This is a genomic window from Klebsiella sp. 141240, assembly GCF_050600805.1.
In the GTDB taxonomy this organism is placed as follows: domain Bacteria; phylum Pseudomonadota; class Gammaproteobacteria; order Enterobacterales; family Enterobacteriaceae; genus Klebsiella; species Klebsiella aerogenes.
The window spans coordinates 78,625-96,665 of record NZ_JAQIRK010000008.1 but is presented as its reverse complement, the minus strand read 5'-3'; the positions used below and the strand labels follow the sequence as shown (position 1 = coordinate 96,665).

Here is an 18,041-nt window from a genome sequence, read left to right as displayed (position 1 = left end):
CTATGATCGCCGGCGGAATGGGTCCACACTTACTCCATCGAAAACATACGGGGGTGCAACATGATCTACTTACGCAAAGCTAACGAACGTGGCCACGCTAACCATGGCTGGCTGGATTCCTGGCATACTTTCTCTTTCGCCAACTACTACGACCCGAACTTTATGGGGTTCTCCGCGCTGCGCGTGATTAACGATGACGTAATCGACGCCGGCCAGGGGTTTGGCACCCATCCGCACAAAGACATGGAAATCCTGACTTATGTGCTGGAAGGCGCGGTTGAGCACCAGGACAGCATGGGTAACAAAGAGCAGGTTCCGGCTGGCGAGTTCCAGATTATGAGCGCGGGTACCGGCGTACGTCACTCTGAGTACAACCCGAGCAGCACCGACCGCCTGCGTTTGTATCAGATCTGGATTATTCCAGAAGAAACCGGCATTACGCCGCGCTACGAGCAGCGCCGCTTTGATGCCGCGCAGGGCAAACAGCTGGTACTGTCGCCAGATGCGCGCGAAGGGTCGCTGAAAGTGCATCAGGATATGGAACTGTATCGCTGGGCGCTGCTGAAAGATGAGCAGTCGGTTCACCAGATTGCCGCGGAACGTCGCGTGTGGATCCAGGTAGTGAAAGGCGAAGTGACGATTAACGGCACTAAAGCCACCACCAGCGATGGTCTGGCGATTTGGGACGAGCAGGCGATTTCGGTTCACGCCGACAGCGATAGCGAAATACTGCTGTTCGATCTGCCGCCGGTTTGATAGTTATCTGAGCCAGGTTAAATAAATTGCGCAACCTTCTCCAACATCGGGGAAGGTTGCGCTTTGTCCGTGATAAACTGAGAAAATGTTTCCCAGCCGATCACAGTCAGGACGATGAAAAAGAAAAGACCCGTACTTCAGGATGTAGCCGATCTTGTCGGCGTGACCAAAATGACGGTCAGTCGCTATTTACGTAACCCGGAACAGGTTTCTGAGGCCCTGCGTGGCAAGATTGCCGTTGCACTCGATGAGCTGGGTTATATTCCCAATCGCGCTCCTGATATTCTCTCCAACGCCACCAGCCGCGCCATCGGCGTGCTGCTACCCTCGTTAACCAACCAAGTCTTCTCGGAAGTGCTACGCGGCATTGAAAGCGTCACCGACGCCTTCGGCTATCAAACCATGCTGGCGCACTACGGCTATAAGCCGGAGATGGAAGAGAAGCGTCTCGAATCAATGCTTTCCTGGAACATTGACGGCCTGATCCTCACTGAACGTACCCACACGCCGCGCACGTTGAAAATGATTGCAGTGGCCGGGATCCCGGTGGTTGAGCTGATGGACAGCCAGTCGCCGTGCCTCGACATTGCCGTCGGTTTCGATAACTTCGAAGCGGCGCGGCAGATGACGGCGGCGATTATCGCCCGCGGTCACCGCCACGTTGCTTATCTCGGCGCGCGTCTTGATGAACGTACTATCATCAAACAGAAGGGGTACGAGCAGGCGATGCTTGATGCTGGCATGACGCCCTACAGCGTGATGGTGGAGCAATCCTCTTCTTACTCGTCAGGGATTGAGCTGATGCGTCAGGCGCGTCGCGAATATCCACAGCTCGACGGCATCTTCTGCACCAACGATGACCTCGCGGTCGGCGCGGCGTTCGAGTGTCAGCGTCTGGGGCTGAAGATCCCGGACGACATGGCGATAGCCGGTTTCCACGGTCACGATATCGGTCAGGTGATGGAGCCGCGTCTCGCCAGCGTACTGACCCCGCGCGAGCGCATGGGGCGCATCGGCGCCGAGCGCCTGCTGGCGCGCATCCGTGGAGAGACGATTACCCCTAAGATGTTAGATTTAGGTTTCACATTGTCACCGGGCGGATCTATTTAAACCGACAAGTTTGAAGTAGATCACACATATTCACATCTGGCACGAATGGTTATTGCTTCTCCCTGGGTCCGGCATGACAATGTTACCGATAACAGTTACCCGTAACACTTGCCCGTAATCATTAATCAGTACGCCGCCTTCGCGCTGTATCAGTCAGCTCCGACGCGGCGTACCAGTCCAGTGGGAGGACGCTTTGAGCACGACTAACCATGATCACCACGTCTATGTCCTGATGGGCGTTTCCGGCAGCGGTAAATCCGCCGTCGCCAGCGAAGTGGCGCATCAACTGAAAGCCGCGTTTCTCGATGGCGATTTTCTGCATCCGCGCAGCAACATCACCAAGATGGCTTCCGGCGAGCCGCTGAACGACGATGACCGCACCCCTTGGCTGCAGGCGTTGAATGACGCGGCATTCGCCATGCAGCGCACCAACAAAGTTTCGCTGATCGTCTGTTCGGCGCTGAAAAAAAGCTACCGCGACATTCTGCGCAAGGGCAACCCGAACCTCTCCTTTATCTACCTGAAAGGCGACTTCGACGTGATTGAAAGCCGTCTGAAGGCGCGTAAAGGGCACTTCTTCAAAACCCAAATGTTGGTGACGCAGTTTGAAACACTGCAGGAACCAGGCGCTGACGAAAGCGATGTGCTTATCGTCGATATCGACCAGTCACTGGAAGGCGTGGTCGCCAGCACCATTGAGGTGATTAACAAAGGCAGTAACTAGTGAGTACTTTAACGCTTGTTTTAACAGCAGTCGGCTCGGTATTGCTGCTGCTGTTTTTAGTCATGAAGGCGCGTATGCACGCCTTCGTGGCTTTGATGGTGGTTTCTATTGGCGCAGGTCTCTTTTCCGGTATGCCGCTGGATAAAATCGCGGCGACGATGGAAAAAGGGATGGGCGGCACGCTGGGCTTCCTGGCGATAGTCGTCGCGCTGGGCGCGATGTTCGGTAAAATTTTGCATGAAACCGGCGCGGTCGACCAGATTGCGGTGAAAATGCTGAAGTCCTTCGGCCACAACCGCGCGCACTATGCGATTGGCCTGGCCGGCCTTATCTGCGCGCTGCCGCTATTCTTTGAAGTGGCGATCGTGCTGCTGATTAGCGTCGCGTTTTCCATGGCGCGCCATACCGGCACTAACCTTGTAAAGCTGGTGATCCCGCTGTTCGCCGGCGTAGCCGCCGCCGCGGCATTCCTGCTGCCAGGGCCTGCGCCGATGCTGCTGGCTTCCCAGATGCACGCCGATTTCGGCTGGATGATCCTGATTGGCCTCTGCGCCGCTATTCCGGGGATGATTATCGCCGGCCCGCTGTGGGGCAACTTCATCAGCCGCTACGTTGAGCTGCATATTCCTGACGATATCAGCGAACCGCATCTCGGCGAAGGCAAAATGCCGTCCTTCGGCTTTAGCCTCTCGCTGATCCTGCTGCCGCTAGTGCTGGTCGGCCTGAAAACCATCGCCGCGCGCTTTGTGCCGGTGGGATCCACCGCCTATGAATGGTTCGAGTTTATCGGCCACCCATTCACCGCGATTCTGGTTGCCTGCCTGGTAGCGATTTACGGCCTGGCGGTACGTCAGGGGATGGCGAAAGATCGCGTGATGGAGATCTGTGGCGCGGCGCTGCAGCCGGCGGGGATTATTCTGCTGGTGATTGGCGCAGGCGGCGTCTTCAAGCAGGTACTGGTTGACTCCGGCGTCGGCCCGGCGCTCGGCGAAGCGCTGACTGGCCTGGGTCTGCCGATTGCGATTACCTGCTTCGTGCTGGCGGCTGCCGTGCGTATTATTCAGGGCTCCGCGACCGTGGCGTGTCTGACGGCGGTCGGCCTGGTGATGCCGGTCATTGAGCAACTGAACTACAGCGGCGCGCAAATGGCGGCTCTCTCCATCTGTATCGCAGGTGGTTCGATTGTGGTGAGCCACGTAAACGATGCCGGCTTCTGGCTGTTCGGTAAGTTCACCGGCGCCAGCGAAGCGCAGACGCTGAAAACCTGGACGATGATGGAAACCATCCTTGGCACCACCGGCGCCATTGTCGGGATGATTGCTTTCCAGCTGCTGAGCTAAGTAAAAATAATTTCCCCGGACGCCACTACGGTATCCGGGGGAAAAACCAGGGTAATACCGCTTACCCTGGATTCTCTTCGGTAACACGCTTTTTTCCCCTCTTTTCCACTTCCTTTTGCCGTGAATATCAGCTCTACGACAATGATCGTATTGCTCGTCAGGCCTTGCGGCACAAGGCTTTGTTCGTTTTTTTTCGCAAGCGTGAAAGCGATATTTTTCGCGCTGAATCCATAATCAGGATCAATAAAATAGCGACGGAAAATATTCCATTACGCGGGTTATTTGCCCGATAATCTTTACGCTTTTTATGACTATCAGCGACGGTAGGCGGAGTGCGGGATAAGTTGCTTTTCTGATTGGCGCGCAATCATTGATTAATTTCACTTGCGACTTTAGCTGCATTTTGTAATGTGAAGGACATCCCAGTTGGAAACTGGCCTGGCACTAACAGCACACACCTCGCAGGAATACGTTATGAAAAATGTTGGTTTTATCGGTTGGCGTGGAATGGTCGGCTCTGTTCTCATGCAACGCATGGTGGAAGAGCGTGATTTCGACGCCATTCGCCCTGTTTTCTTCTCCACCTCTCAGTTAGGTCAGCCCGCGCCGTCATTCGGCGGCAGTACCGGGGGGACGCTTCAGGATGCATTCGATCTGGAAGCGCTGAAGGCGCTGGACATTATTGTTACCTGCCAGGGCGGCGATTACACCAACGAGATTTACCCGAAGCTGCGCGAAAGCGGCTGGCAGGGGTACTGGATTGACGCGGCGTCTTCGCTGCGCATGAAAGACGATGCGATCATTATTCTCGACCCGGTTAACCAGGATGTGATTACCGCTGGCCTGAATAACGGCATTAAAACCTTCGTCGGCGGCAACTGTACGGTGAGCCTGATGCTGATGTCCCTCGGCGGCCTGTTTGCCCATGACCTGGTGGAGTGGGTCAGCGTGGCGACCTACCAGGCGGCTTCCGGCGGCGGCGCGCGCCATATGCGCGAACTGCTGAGCCAGATGGGCCAACTGCATGGCCACGTGGCGAGCGAGCTGGCGAACCCGGCTTCCGCGATTCTCGATATCGAGCGCAAAGTGACGTCGCTGACCCGCAGCGGCGATCTGCCGGTCGATAACTTTGGCGTGCCGCTGGCGGGCAGCCTGATCCCATGGATCGACAAACAGCTTGATAACGGCCAGAGCCGCGAAGAGTGGAAAGGCCAGGCGGAGACCAACAAAATTCTCGCCACCGCGTCGCCGATCCCGGTCGATGGTCTGTGCGTGCGCGTCGGCGCGCTGCGCTGCCACAGCCAGGCGTTTACCATCAAGCTGAAGAAAGATGTTTCTATCCCGACCGTTGAGGAACTGCTGGCCGCGCATAACCCGTGGGCCAAAGTGGTGCCAAACGATCGCGACATCACCATGCGCGAGCTGACCCCAGCCGCGGTGACCGGTACCCTGACCACCCCGGTAGGGCGCCTGCGTAAACTGAACATGGGTCCTGAGTACCTGTCGGCCTTTACCGTCGGCGACCAGCTGCTGTGGGGCGCCGCCGAACCGTTGCGCCGCATGCTACGACAGCTGGCGTAAACGCAGGACAAACGATAAGGGGTGTGGATACACCCCTTTTTTTTGCGTAATACAAGGAGTAAACGCGGATGTTGGATTTTTCCCCACGGAGGTAACGCAGCCTTGGCTATGCTTTAAGTAAGGAGTTCCTTACCTGAAGGTGGGACGGAGCAGGAGGATGCACGTTGGTGCTGCGCCGTTCAGGTCAAAAAAGTCGCCGGTTACAGGAAAGGGCGACACTTACAACAGGATGAAAGCATGTCGAATCGAATCGATAGAGACGTGATTAATGCGCTTATTGCAGGTCATTTCGCGGATCCCTTTTCCGTGCTTGGCATGCACCGCACCGAGGCGGGGCTGGAAGTTCGCGCATTATTACCAGACGCCACCGAAGTGTGGGTTATTGAACCGAAAACCGGGCGTAAAGTCGGCAAACTCGAATGCCTCGACTCGCGCGGATTCTTTAGCGGCCTCCTGCCGCGGCGTAAAAACGCTTTTCGCTACCAGCTAGCCGTCACCTGGCACGGACAGCAAAACCTGATTGACGACCCTTACCGTTTCGGCCCGCTGCTGCAGGATGTTGACGCCTGGCTGTTGTCCGAGGGAACGCACCTGCGCCCTTACGAAACCCTGGGCGCGCACGCCGACACCATGGATGGCGTCACCGGTACGCGCTTTTCGGTTTGGGCGCCTAATGCCCGGCGGGTTTCCGTAGTGGGGCAATTTAACTACTGGGATGGTCGACGCCATCCGATGCGCCTGCGCAAAGAGTCTGGTATCTGGGAACTTTTCATCCCCGGCGCGCTTAATGGCCAGCTGTATAAATTCGAGCTGATCGATGCCCACGGCAATCTGCGCGTCAAAGCCGACCCTTACGCCTTTGAGTCGCAAATGCGCCCGGAAAGCGCGTCGCTTATCTGCGATTTGCCGCCCAAAGTCGAACAGCCGGCGGAACGCAAAGCCGCGAACCAGTTCGATGCGCCGATCTCTATCTATGAAGTGCACCTCGGTTCCTGGCGCCGCCATACCGACAATAACTTCTGGCTAAGCTACCGCGAACTGGCGGACCAACTGGTGCCCTACGCAAAATGGATGGGCTTCACCCACCTTGAACTGCTCCCGGTGAACGAACACCCGTTCGACGGTAGCTGGGGCTACCAGCCGACCGGCCTCTACGCGCCGACACGCCGCTTCGGCACCCGTGAAGATTTCCGCTATTTCATCGATGCCGCCCACGCCGCGGGCCTTAACGTGATCCTCGATTGGGTTCCGGGTCATTTCCCGGCGGATGACTTTGCGCTGGCCTCATTTGACGGCACCTCGCTGTATGAACACAGCGATCCGCGCGAAGGTTATCACCAGGACTGGAATACCCTTATCTATAACTACGGCCGCCGCGAAGTCAGCAATTACCTGGTGGGTAACGCGCTGTACTGGATCGAGCGCTTCGGCATTGATGCGCTGCGCGTCGACGCGGTGGCGTCGATGATCTACCGCGACTATAGCCGTAAAGCGGGCGAGTGGATCCCCAACGAATACGGCGGGCGGGAAAATCTTGAAGCGATCGAGTTTCTGCGTAACACCAACCGTATTCTCGGCGAGCAGACGCCAGGGGCGGTAACGATGGCGGAAGAGTCCACCGATTTTGCCGGCGTGACGCGCCCGCCCGCCGACGGCGGCCTCGGCTTCTGGTTCAAATGGAATCTCGGCTGGATGCACGACACGCTGGATTATATGAAACTCGATCCAGTCCATCGTCGCTACCATCACGACAAAATGACCTTCGGCATGCTCTACAACTACACCGAGAACTTCGTGCTGCCGCTCTCCCACGATGAAGTGGTGCACGGCAAAAAATCGATTCTCGACCGCATGCCGGGGGACGCATGGCAGCGCTTTGCCAACCTGCGCGCCTATTACGGCTGGCTGTTCGCCTTCCCGGGCAAAAAGCTGCTGTTTATGGGCAATGAATTTGCCCAGGGCCGCGAGTGGAATCACGACGCCAGTCTCGACTGGCATCTGCTGGAGGGCGGCGACAACTGGCACCATGGCGTCCAGCGGCTGGTGCGCGACCTGAACCACACCTACCGCCACCATAAAGCGCTGCATGAACTTGATTTCGATCCCTACGGCTTCGAATGGCTGGTGGTCGACGATCATGAGCGTTCGGTATTTATCTTTGTGCGCCGCGATAAAGCCGGCAATGAGATTATCGTCGCCAGCAACTTCACCCCGGTGCCGCGCCACAACTACCGTTTCGGCATTAACCAGCCGGGACGCTGGCGCGAAGAATTGAACACTGACTCGATGCATTATCACGGCAGTAACGCCGGAAATGGCGGCGTGGTTGAGAGCGAGCCCGTCGCCAGCCATGGCCGTCAGCATTCGTTGTCGATTACCCTGCCGCCGCTGGCGACCATCTGGCTGGTACGGGAGGCCTGATGACGACGCTTGCCGCGGGAAAACCGGCGCCTTTGGGCGCCAGCTATGACGGCAAAGGGGTGAACTTCACCTTGTTTTCCGCCCACGCCGAGCGGGTGGAGCTCTGCGTGTTCGACCAGCAGGGCAACGAGCGGCGCTACGACCTACCGGCGCGCAGCGGCGACATCTGGCACGGCTGGCTGGCCGATGCGCGTCCGGGGCTACGCTACGGTTATCGGGTGCACGGGCCGTGGGATCCGGCGCAGGGGCATCGCTTCAATCCGGCCAAGCTGCTGCTCGACCCTTGCGCGCATCAGGTGGCGGGTGAACTGTTGGACGACGAGCGTCTGCATGGCGGTATGCATGAAGCGGATGCCCGCGATAGCGCAGCCATCGCGCCAAAGTCGCAGGTAGTCGATCTGCATTACGACTGGCTCGGCGATAAACCGCCGCGCACGCCGTGGGGCGAAACGGTCATTTATGAAGCCCACGTCAAAGGGTTGACCTGGCTGCATCCGGAGCTGCCGGAGGCGATCCGCGGCACCTATCAGGCGCTGGGCCACCCGTTGATGATCGACTATTTCCGCCGCCTGGGTATTACCGCGCTGGAGCTAATGCCGGTAGCGCAGTTCGCCAGCGAACCCCGCCTGCAGCGGATGGGGCTGAGCAACTACTGGGGCTACAATCCGCTGGCGCTGTTTGCGCTGGAGCCGCGCTACGCCAGCCAGCCGCAGCGGGCGCTCGATGAGTTCCGCGATGCGGTGAAAGCGCTGCACGCGGCGGGTATTGAGGTGATCCTCGATATCGTGCTGAACCATAGCGCGGAAATCGATCTTGAAGGGCCGACAGTCTCCCTGCGCGGTATCGATAACCGCAGCTATTATTGGATCAGGGACGACGGCGATTATCACAACTGGACCGGCTGCGGTAACACGCTCAACCTCAGTCATCCTGGCGTGGTGGAGTATGCCCTGCAGTGCCTGCGATTTTGGGTTGATGAGTGCCACGTTGACGGTTTTCGCTTCGACCTGGCGTCGGTGATGGGGCGCACGCCGGAATTTCGTCAGGACGCGCCGCTGTTTGAGGCCATTCGCCGCGACCCGGTATTGTCGGCGCTCAAGCTGATTGCCGAACCCTGGGATATTGGCCAGGGAGGTTATCAGGTGGGGAACTTCCCGCCGCTGTTTGCCGAATGGAACGACCATTTTCGCGATACCGCGCGCCGTTTCTGGCTGCAACAAAACGTGTCGTTGGGTGACTTCGCCCAGCGCTTCGCCGCCTCCAGCGACCTCTTTGCCCGCGATGGCAAGCGGCCTGCGGCGACGATCAATTTGATCACGGCGCATGATGGCTTCACCCTACGTGATTGTGTCTGTTTCAATCAGAAACACAATCAGGCGAACGGTGAAGAGAATCGCGATGGGACTAACAATAACTACAGCAACAATCATGGTATAGAGGGATTAGAAGCCAATCTTGCCGTGATTGAGCGGCGGCGCGATAGCGTACATGCGCTCCTGACCACGCTGCTGCTGTCGCAAGGAACGCCGATGCTGCTGGCGGGCGATGAGCATGGCCATAGTCAGCACGGAAACAATAATGCGTACTGTCAGGACAATGCTTTGACCTGGCTGGACTGGCGGCGGGCAAATCACGGATTAACCGCGTTTGTCGCCGCGCTTATCCACCTGCGTCGGCGCATTCCGGCGTTAACTCGTAATCAGTGGTGGCAGGAGCATGACGGCAACGTGAGCTGGCTCAATCAGCGCGGAGAACCGTTAAACGCCGACGAGTGGCAGCATGGCGCCGCGCGGCTGCAAATCCTGTTATCCGATCGCTGGTTGATCGCGCTGAATGCCACCGCTGAGGTGGCGGATATGGTTTTACCCGCGGGGGAGTGGCGCGCCGTTCCTCCATTCGCCGGAGAGGATAATCCGGTCATCATGGCTGTCTGGCATGGGCCCGCGCACGGAGTTTGCGTATTTCAAAGGTCATAGTCCCTGGGGGTTTTCGGCGCGTTCATGATGAATGCGCCGTGAAGCAGGGGAATCAAAAGGAGTTAATCATGGTTGGGCTTGAAAAGAACGATCCGTTGATGCTGGCGCGTCAACTTCCTCTCAAATCGGTGGCGCTGATCCTTGCTGGCGGGCGTGGTACCCGGCTTAAGGATTTAACCATTAAGCGCGCGAAGCCTGCCGTCCACTTTGGCGGTAAGTTCCGTATTATCGACTTCGCGTTATCTAACTGTCTTAACTCAGGTATTCGCCGCATCGGCGTGATTACCCAATACCAGTCGCATACCCTGGTGCAGCATATCCAGCGCGGCTGGTCTTTCTTCAGCGAAGAGATGAATGAGTTTGTCGATCTGCTACCGGCGCAGCAGCGGGTACACGGTGAAAACTGGTATCGCGGTACGGCCGATGCGGTGACGCAGAACCTCGACATTATTCGTCGCTATAAAGCCGAATATGTGGTGATCCTCGCCGGCGACCACATCTACAAACAAGACTACTCGCGCATGCTGATCGACCATGTCGAAAAAGGCGCGCGCTGCACCGTCGCCTGCATGCCGGTGCCCATCGAAGAAGCATCCGCTTTTGGCGTGATGGCGGTTGACGAAAGCGAGAAGATCATCGAGTTCGTCGAGAAACCGGCCAACCCGCCGGCGATGCCGAACGACGCTACCCGCTCGCTTGCCAGTATGGGCATCTATGTCTTTGATGCGGATTACCTTTATGAACTGCTGGCCGCCGACGATCTCGACGAAAACTCCAGCCACGACTTCGGCAAAGATATCATCCCGAAAATTACCGAAGCTGGCATGGCTTATGCACATCCTTTCCCGCTCTCCTGCGTGCAGTCCGACCCGCAAGCCGAGCCGTACTGGCGCGATGTGGGTACGCTGGAAGCCTACTGGAAGGCCAACCTCGACCTGGCCTCGGTGACGCCGGAGCTGGATATGTACGACCAGCACTGGCCTATCCGTACCCACATGGAATCGCTGCCGCCGGCGAAGTTCGTCCAGGACCGCTCCGGCAGCCACGGCATGACGCTGAACTCGCTGGTTTCCGGCGGTTGCATTATCTCGGGCTCGGTGGTGGTGCAGTCGGTGCTGTTCCCGCGGGTGCGGGTGAATTCGTTTTGTAACATTGATTCGGCAGTCTTATTGCCGGATGTCTGGGTCGGGCGCTCGTGCCGCCTGCGCCGCTGCGTGATAGATCGCGCCTGCGTCATCCCGGAAGGGATGGTTATTGGGGAGAATGCGGAAGAAGATGCCAGCCGCTTCTATCGTTCAGAAGAAGGGATCGTGCTGGTTACGCGCGACATGCTGCGGAAACTGGGGCACAAACAGGAGCGATAATGCAGGTTTTACACGTATGTTCAGAGATGTTCCCGTTGTTAAAAACCGGCGGTCTGGCTGACGTTATTGGCGCGCTGCCTGCGGCGCAGATAGCAGACGGCGTGGATACCCGCGTGCTGCTGCCGGGGTATCCGGATATCCGCCGCGGGATTACCGACGCGCAGGTTGTCACCCGCCGGGATACCTTTGCCGGGCGCATCACCCTGCTGTTCGGCCATTTTAACGGCGTCGGTATCTATCTGATCGACGCGCCGCATCTCTACGATCGTCCGGGGAGCCCGTATCACGACGCCAACATGAATGCCTATACCGACAACGTGCTGCGCTTTGCGTTGCTCGGCTGGGTGGGTAGCGAAATGGCCTGCGGGCTGGATCCATTCTGGCGCCCGGAGGTGGTGCACGCTCATGACTGGCACGCGGGCCTGACGCCGGCTTACCTGGCGGCGCGCGGACGGCCGGCGAAATCGGTGTTTACGGTGCACAATCTCGCCTACCAGGGGATGTTTTACTCCTGGCATATAAATGAGATAGAGCTGCCGTGGTCGTTCTATAACATGCACGGCCTCGAATTTAACGGCCAGATCTCGTTCCTCAAAGCCGGGCTGTACTATGCCGACCATATCACGGCGGTGAGCCCAACCTACGCGCGGGAAATCACCGAACCGCAATATGCCTACGGCATGGAAGGGCTGCTGCGCCAGCGCCAGCACGAGGGCCGCTTGTCCGGCATCCTTAACGGCGTCGATGATAGTATCTGGAATCCGCAAAGCGATCTGCTGCTGGCGGCGCGCTATGACCGCGATAGTCTGGAAGAGAAAGCCGAGAATAAACGACAGCTGCAAATCGCCATGGGGCTGAAGGTGGATGACAAAGCGCCGCTGTTCGCCGTGGTGAGCCGCCTGACCAGCCAAAAAGGGCTTGATCTGGTGCTGGAGGCGCTGCCGGGCCTGCTGGAGCAGGGCGGGCAACTGGCGCTGCTGGGCGCCGGCGATCCGGTACTGCAGGAGGGCTTCCTCGCCGCCGCCGCCGAACATCCGGGCCAGGTCGGCGTGCAGATTGGCTATCACGAGGCGTTTTCGCACCGCATCATGGGCGGCGCCGATGTGATTCTGGTTCCCAGCCGCTTTGAACCATGCGGCCTGACTCAGCTGTATGGCCTGAAATACGGCACCCTGCCGCTGGTGCGCCGCACCGGCGGTCTCGCCGATACCGTGGCCGACTGTTCGCTGGAAAACCTCGCCGACGGCGTCGCCAGCGGCTTTGTCTTTGAGGACAGTAACGCGGTGTCGTTGCTGCGGGCCATCCGGCGCACCTTTGTGTTGTGGTCGCGGCCATCGCTGTGGCGCTACGTTCAGCGTCAGGCGATGAATATGGACTTTAGCTGGCAGGTGGCGGCGAAATCCTATCGTGAACTCTATCAACGCTTGATGTAATCACAGGAGCTATGGCTATGAATGCACCCTTTAGTTATGCATCACCGACGCTGAGCGTTGAGGCGTTAAAGCATTCTATCGCGTATAAGCTGATGTTTATCATCGGCAAAGATCCGGCGATCGCCAACAAACACGAATGGCTGAACGCCACCCTGTTCGCCGTTCGCGACCGCATGGTCGAGCGCTGGCTGCGTTCAAACCGCGCCCAGCTGTCGCAGGAAGTGCGGCAGGTTTACTATCTGTCGATGGAGTTTTTGATTGGTCGCACCCTCTCTAACGCGCTGTTGTCGTTAGGGATTTATGAAGATGTGAATAATGCGCTGGCCGATATGGGGCTCGATCTGGAAGAGCTTATTGATGAAGAAAACGACCCCGGTTTAGGCAACGGCGGTTTAGGGCGCCTGGCCGCCTGCTTCCTCGATTCTCTGGCGACGCTGGGCCTGCCGGGCCGCGGCTACGGTATCCGCTACGACTATGGGATGTTCAAGCAGAACATCGTCGACGGGCGGCAGAAAGAGTCGCCGGATTACTGGCTGGAGTACGGCAACCCGTGGGAGTTCGAACGCCACAATACGCGCTATAAAGTGCGTTTCGGCGGCCGCGTGCAGCAAGAAGGGAAAAATACCCGCTGGATAGAGACCGAAGAGATTATCGCCGAAGCCTACGATCAGATTATCCCCGGTTTCGATACCGACGCCACCAACACCCTGCGGCTGTGGAGCGCGCAGGCCAGTAGCGAAATCAACCTCGGTAAATTCAACCAGGGCGACTACTTCGCGGCGGTGGAAGATAAGAACCACTCCGAGAACGTTTCGCGGGTGCTGTACCCGGATGATTCCACCTATTCCGGGCGCGAGCTGCGCCTACGTCAGGAGTATTTCCTGGTCTCGGCGACGGTGCAGGATATCCTCAGCCGCCACTACCAGCTGCACCGCACCTACGACAATCTGGCGGCGAAAATCGCCATTCACCTCAATGACACTCATCCGGTGCTGTCGATCCCTGAGCTGATGCGTCTGCTGATCGATGAGCACAAATTTAGCTGGGATGAAGCCTTCGAGGTGACCTGCCAGGTCTTCTCCTATACCAACCATACGTTGATGAGCGAAGCGCTGGAGACCTGGCCGGTCGATATGCTGGGGAAAATCCTGCCGCGCCATCTGCAGATTATCTTCGAGATTAACGATTACTTCCTCAAGACGCTGCAGGAGCAGTATCCCAACGATACCGCGCTGCTCAGCCGTACCTCCATCATTGATGAATCTAATGGTCGCCGGGTACGTATGGCATGGCTGGCGGTTGTCGTCAGCCATAAAGTCAACGGCGTATCCGAGCTGCATTCGCGCTTAATGGTCGAGTCGCTGTTTGCCGAGTTTGCGAAGATTTTCCCGATGCGCTTCACCAACGTCACCAACGGCGTTACGCCGCGGCGCTGGCTGGCGTTGGCAAACCCGCCGCTGTCGCAGGTGCTGGATGAGAATATTGGCCACACCTGGCGCACCGACTTAAGCCAGTTGAGCGATCTGCTTCAGCATATTGATTACCCGACGGTGAACCAGGCGGTGCGCCGCGCCAAGCTTGAGAATAAGCAGCGGCTGGCGAACTATATCGCCCAGCAGTTGAACGTGGTGGTCAATCCCAAGGCGCTGTTTGATGTGCAGATCAAACGTATCCACGAATATAAACGCCAGCTGATGAATATCCTGCACGTCATCACCCGCTACAACCGGATCAAAGCCGATCCGCAGGCGGAGTGGGTGCCGCGGGTGAATATCTTCGCCGGTAAGGCCGCGTCGGCCTACTATATGGCGAAGCATATTATTCATCTGATCAACGATGTGGCGGCGGTGGTGAACAACGATCCGCAGATTGGCGATAAGCTAAAAGTGGTGTTTATCCCTAACTACAGCGTGAGCCTGGCGCAGCTGATTATCCCGGCGGCGGATCTCTCCGAGCAGATTTCGCTGGCGGGAACGGAAGCGTCCGGTACCAGTAATATGAAGTTTGCGCTCAACGGCGCGCTAACCATTGGTACGCTGGATGGCGCTAACGTCGAGATGCTGGAGCACGTTGGCGAAGACAATATCTTTATCTTCGGTAATACCGCGGAACAGGTAGAAGCCCTGCGCAGCAACGGCTATAAACCGCGCGACTATTATGAGCAGGATGAGGAGCTGCATCAGGCGTTGACGCAGATTGGCACCGGCCTGTTCAGCCCGTCGGAGCCTGGTCGCTACCGCGACCTGCTGGATTCGCTGATCAACTTTGGCGACCACTATCAGGTACTGGCGGACTACCGCAGCTATGTTGATTGCCAGGATAAGGTGGACGAGCTGTACCGCCATCCGGAGGAGTGGGCCAATAAAGCGATGATGAACATCGCCAACATGGGCTATTTCTCATCCGACCGCACGATCCAGGAGTACGCCAAACATATCTGGCATATCGACCCGGTTCGTTTGTAATCGATTAAGTATCAGCAAAACGGGGCCAGTTGGCCCCGTTTCTGTTTGTGTAGTAAACGTTTTATTCGGAAAAGTGCCGGGAGGGATTCAGGCTATTGCGGGAATATACTATTGACGTGAATTTGCCAGCAGTACGATAAATGCTCAAATAGTCTACGTTCATAGCCTAATAGCTATAATGTTGATGATAGCCTTTAGGCATGGGTTCCCGGTCCGCGCTTTTTTTGCTTTTGATCCTCTTCGGAAAGCTATCGTTTTATGTGCGGGCAATAAGGATGGCATGAATGAGAAACGTTTTTACAAAGAGATGATTACCCTGGCTGATAGAGAATTCAGCCAGCACCTGACTAAGGAGCGATAATGGGCATGCTAAAAGAACTCATGGCGAAACAGAGTCCTGAAAGCCAGCAGCGTATTGCAGCGAAAGCGGCAGAGATACGTCAGTCTGTCGCTTTAAACTTGCTTCGCGAAGAGTTACAAATTTCACAAACGGAGATGGCTGCGGCTATGGGGGTTAAGCAGCCAACGATCGCTAAAATGGAACAGGCTGATAACGACCCGAGGCTTTCGACCCTAAAGCGCTACATTGCGGCCTTGGGTGGGGAACTAAGTATAAATGTCACGTTGCCGACTGGAAAAAAAGTCTCGTTTAATTTGTGAATCGGTAACCCGGGTCAGGCGCAAGCCGTAGATACGGTTATTGCCCGGCGGCGCTACGCTTGCGCGGGCCTACAGACTGTAATGTAGCCCGGGCCAGGCGTAAGCCGCCGCCCGGGGTATGTCAGGACGCTAACGACAGTTCAGACTTTCCCGTATGTTGCGCCAGCCACTCGCTGATGCGCGCCTGCTGCTCGGCATTCAGCCACATACCCTGCTTGGTACGGCGCCAGATAGCGTCATCCAGGCTGCGAACCCACTCGTGTTCGACCAGGTACTTCAGCTCGGCTTCATAAAACTCGTGGCCAAAATCTTCTCCCAGATCGGCAAGCGAGGTCGCTTCGCCAAGGATCCACTCGCTGTTGCTGCCGTAGGTGCGGGCATAGTGGCGGGCCATTGATTCGCTGATAAATGCGAAGCGACGGCGCAGTTTCGCCGCGTAGTCGTCGCGGTCGCCGCCGATATCGCCGCCGGGCAGAACGGCGGTTTTGGTCCACGCCGGGCCAATCCCCTGATAATACGGCGTCAGTTTTTCCAGCGCATGTTCCGCCAGTTTGCGGTAGGTAGTAAGCTTGCCGCCGAATACCGACAGCAGCGGCGCCTGACCGTTCTCATCGTGAATATCGAGCGTATAGTCGCGGGTAATCGCCTGCGGTGAGTCGGACTCATCGTCGCACAGCGGCCGCACGCCGGAGTAAGTCCAGACGATATCGTCGCGCGACAGCGTCTTTTTAAAGTGCGCGTTGTAGACGTTCAGCAGGTAGTTGATCTCTTTATCATCGATCGCTACTTCTTTCGGATCGCCGTTGTACTCGACGTCGGTGGTGCCGATAATCGAGAACTCATCCATCCACGGGATGACAAACACGATACGTTTATCTTCGTTTTGCAGGATATAGGCCTGCTTCTGGGTGTGCACGCGCGGCACCACGATATGGCTGCCTTTGATCAGGCGAATGCCATACGGCGAGCGCAGATGCATGCCTTCATCGAAGAAATGTTTCACCCACGGGCCGGTAGCGTTAACCAAACCGCGCGCGTGCCAGGTGAATTTTTCGCCGCTATCGATATCTTCCGCTTCCACCACCCACAGGCCGTTTTCGCGTTTTGCCGAGATAGCGCGGGTGCGGGTGCGAACCTCGCCGCCTTTACGTACCACCATCTGGGCGTTGGCAAGAACCAGACGCGCATCGTCGACCCAGCAGTCGGAATATTCGAAACCGCGCACGATTTCCGGCTTAAGTACCGATTCCGCGCCAAAGCGCAAACCGGTCGAGCCCGGTAGGCTGGTGCGTTTGCCGAGGTGATCGTATAAAAACAGACCGATACGAATCATCCACGCCGGGCGCAGATGCGGGCGATGCGGTAAGCGGAAGCGCATCGGGAAGGCCAAATGCGGCGCCATTTTTAATAACACCTCGCGCTCCGCCAGCGCTTCGCTGACCAGGCGGAATTCGTAGTGTTCCAGGTAGCGCAGGCCGCCGTGAATCAGTTTCGAGCTGGCGCTTGAGGTGGCGCAGGCAAGGTCTCTCGCTTCCAGCATCAGCACGGATAAACCGCGCCCGGCGGCGTCTGCCGCGATACCGGCACCGTTGATGCCTCCGCCTATCACAATCAGATCTTTGATTTCCACGCTCACACCTCGTTCGCTTTCGTTTAAGCTCATAAATGTTCGATATCGCTCACTATAGCAAACAAACGCGCTTTTGGTAACATCAAAAAAACATTTCAGAGTGATGCATGTAACATATTGGCGTTTATTTACCGCCTGACGGTACACTAGCGGGTAAAATCAGGGTCGGTCATCGCCCGTCATGAAGTGCAATAGAGAAGAGAATCATGGAACAATTTGAATGTATCAATGTAGAAGAAGCGCATCAGAAACTGCATCAGCAGAAGGCGGTGCTGGTCGATATCCGCGACCCGCAAAGCTATGCCATGGGGCACACGCCGGGCGCGTTTCATTTGACCAACGATACCCTGGGCGCTTTTATGCGCGATAACGATTTTGAGACGCCGGTGATGGTGATGTGCTACCACGGCAACAGCAGTAAAGGCGCCGCGCAGTATCTGCTGCAGCAGGGCTTCGAGAACGTCTACAGCGTCGATGGCGGTTTTGACGCCTGGCATCGTCATTTCCCGGCGGAAGTCGCGCACGGCTCGCTATAAGCGCGGTACGGTATATACTAGCCCCCTTTGTGTGGAATAAGCGAT

Annotated in this window: 13 protein-coding genes and 1 pseudogene; 13 read left to right on the top strand and 1 reads right to left on the bottom strand. The window is 57.3% G+C overall.

The window, feature by feature from the left end:
• The first annotated feature begins 60 nt into the window (after positions 1-60).
• The 12 genes and pseudogenes from PGQ95_RS15735 (at position 61) to PGQ95_RS15680 (ending at position 15,830) form a co-directional block, all read left to right on the top strand.
• Positions 61-756, top strand: coding sequence for a pirin family protein (locus tag PGQ95_RS15735; protein WP_015369337.1), 696 nt, complete (start codon positions 61-63; stop codon positions 754-756).
• A gap of 114 nt (positions 757-870) precedes the next feature.
• Positions 871-1,866 (top strand): gluconate operon transcriptional repressor GntR, encoded by a 996-nt coding sequence (gene gntR, locus PGQ95_RS15730; protein WP_411325904.1) that lies wholly within the window; start codon positions 871-873, stop codon positions 1,864-1,866.
• Positions 1,867-2,059: 193 nt separating this feature from the next.
• Positions 2,060-2,590 (top strand): gluconokinase, encoded by a 531-nt coding sequence (gene gntK, locus PGQ95_RS15725; protein ID WP_015369339.1) that lies wholly within the window; start codon positions 2,060-2,062, stop codon positions 2,588-2,590.
• Complete coding sequence (gene gntU, locus PGQ95_RS15720; protein ID WP_015369340.1) at positions 2,590-3,930, top strand: gluconate transporter; 1,341 nt, start codon at positions 2,590-2,592, stop codon at positions 3,928-3,930. The genes gntK and gntU overlap by 1 nt, the downstream gene beginning before the upstream one ends.
• Before the next feature lie 474 nt (positions 3,931-4,404).
• Positions 4,405-5,511 (top strand): aspartate-semialdehyde dehydrogenase, encoded by a 1,107-nt coding sequence (gene asd / locus PGQ95_RS15715; RefSeq protein ID WP_015369342.1) that lies wholly within the window; start codon positions 4,405-4,407, stop codon positions 5,509-5,511.
• A gap of 237 nt (positions 5,512-5,748) precedes the next feature.
• On the top strand, positions 5,749-7,932 hold the full coding sequence (gene glgB, locus PGQ95_RS15710; RefSeq protein ID WP_213794140.1) for a 1,4-alpha-glucan branching enzyme: 2,184 nt from the start codon (positions 5,749-5,751) through the stop codon (positions 7,930-7,932).
• A complete protein-coding gene (glgX, locus tag PGQ95_RS15705) occupies positions 7,932-9,908 on the top strand; it encodes a glycogen debranching protein GlgX (protein ID WP_113373955.1) in 1,977 nt (658 codons plus the stop codon). The genes glgB and glgX overlap by 1 nt, the downstream gene beginning before the upstream one ends.
• Before the next feature lie 68 nt (positions 9,909-9,976).
• Complete coding sequence (gene glgC / locus PGQ95_RS15700) at positions 9,977-11,272, top strand: glucose-1-phosphate adenylyltransferase (protein WP_015703688.1); 1,296 nt, start codon at positions 9,977-9,979, stop codon at positions 11,270-11,272.
• The gene (glgA, locus tag PGQ95_RS15695) at positions 11,272-12,705 is read left to right on the top strand and encodes a glycogen synthase GlgA (RefSeq protein WP_430918651.1); all 1,434 of its coding nucleotides are present in this window, start codon (positions 11,272-11,274) and stop codon (positions 12,703-12,705) included. Before glgC ends, glgA begins: the two co-directional genes overlap by 1 nt.
• Before the next feature lie 17 nt (positions 12,706-12,722).
• Complete coding sequence (glgP, locus tag PGQ95_RS15690) at positions 12,723-15,170, top strand: glycogen phosphorylase (RefSeq protein WP_047047942.1); 2,448 nt, start codon at positions 12,723-12,725, stop codon at positions 15,168-15,170.
• Positions 15,171-15,369: 199 nt separating this feature from the next.
• Positions 15,370-15,531 (top strand): annotated as a pseudogene (locus tag PGQ95_RS15685) (type II toxin-antitoxin system RelE/ParE family toxin); the annotation flags it as partial.
• A complete protein-coding gene (locus PGQ95_RS15680) occupies positions 15,531-15,830 on the top strand; it encodes a helix-turn-helix domain-containing protein (protein WP_430918649.1) in 300 nt (99 codons plus the stop codon). The pseudogene PGQ95_RS15685 and the gene PGQ95_RS15680, both read left to right, overlap by 1 nt.
• A gap of 121 nt (positions 15,831-15,951) precedes the next feature.
• On the opposite strand, the gene glpD is transcribed toward PGQ95_RS15680, so the two are convergent.
• A complete protein-coding gene (glpD, locus tag PGQ95_RS15675) occupies positions 15,952-17,460 on the bottom strand; it encodes a glycerol-3-phosphate dehydrogenase (protein WP_020077778.1) in 1,509 nt (502 codons plus the stop codon).
• Between the two features lie 206 nt (positions 17,461-17,666).
• On the opposite strand from glpD, the gene glpE reads away from it, so the two are divergent.
• Positions 17,667-17,996, top strand: coding sequence for a thiosulfate sulfurtransferase GlpE (glpE, locus tag PGQ95_RS15670; protein WP_015369349.1), 330 nt, complete (start codon positions 17,667-17,669; stop codon positions 17,994-17,996).
• The last annotated feature ends 45 nt before the right edge of the window (positions 17,997-18,041 follow it).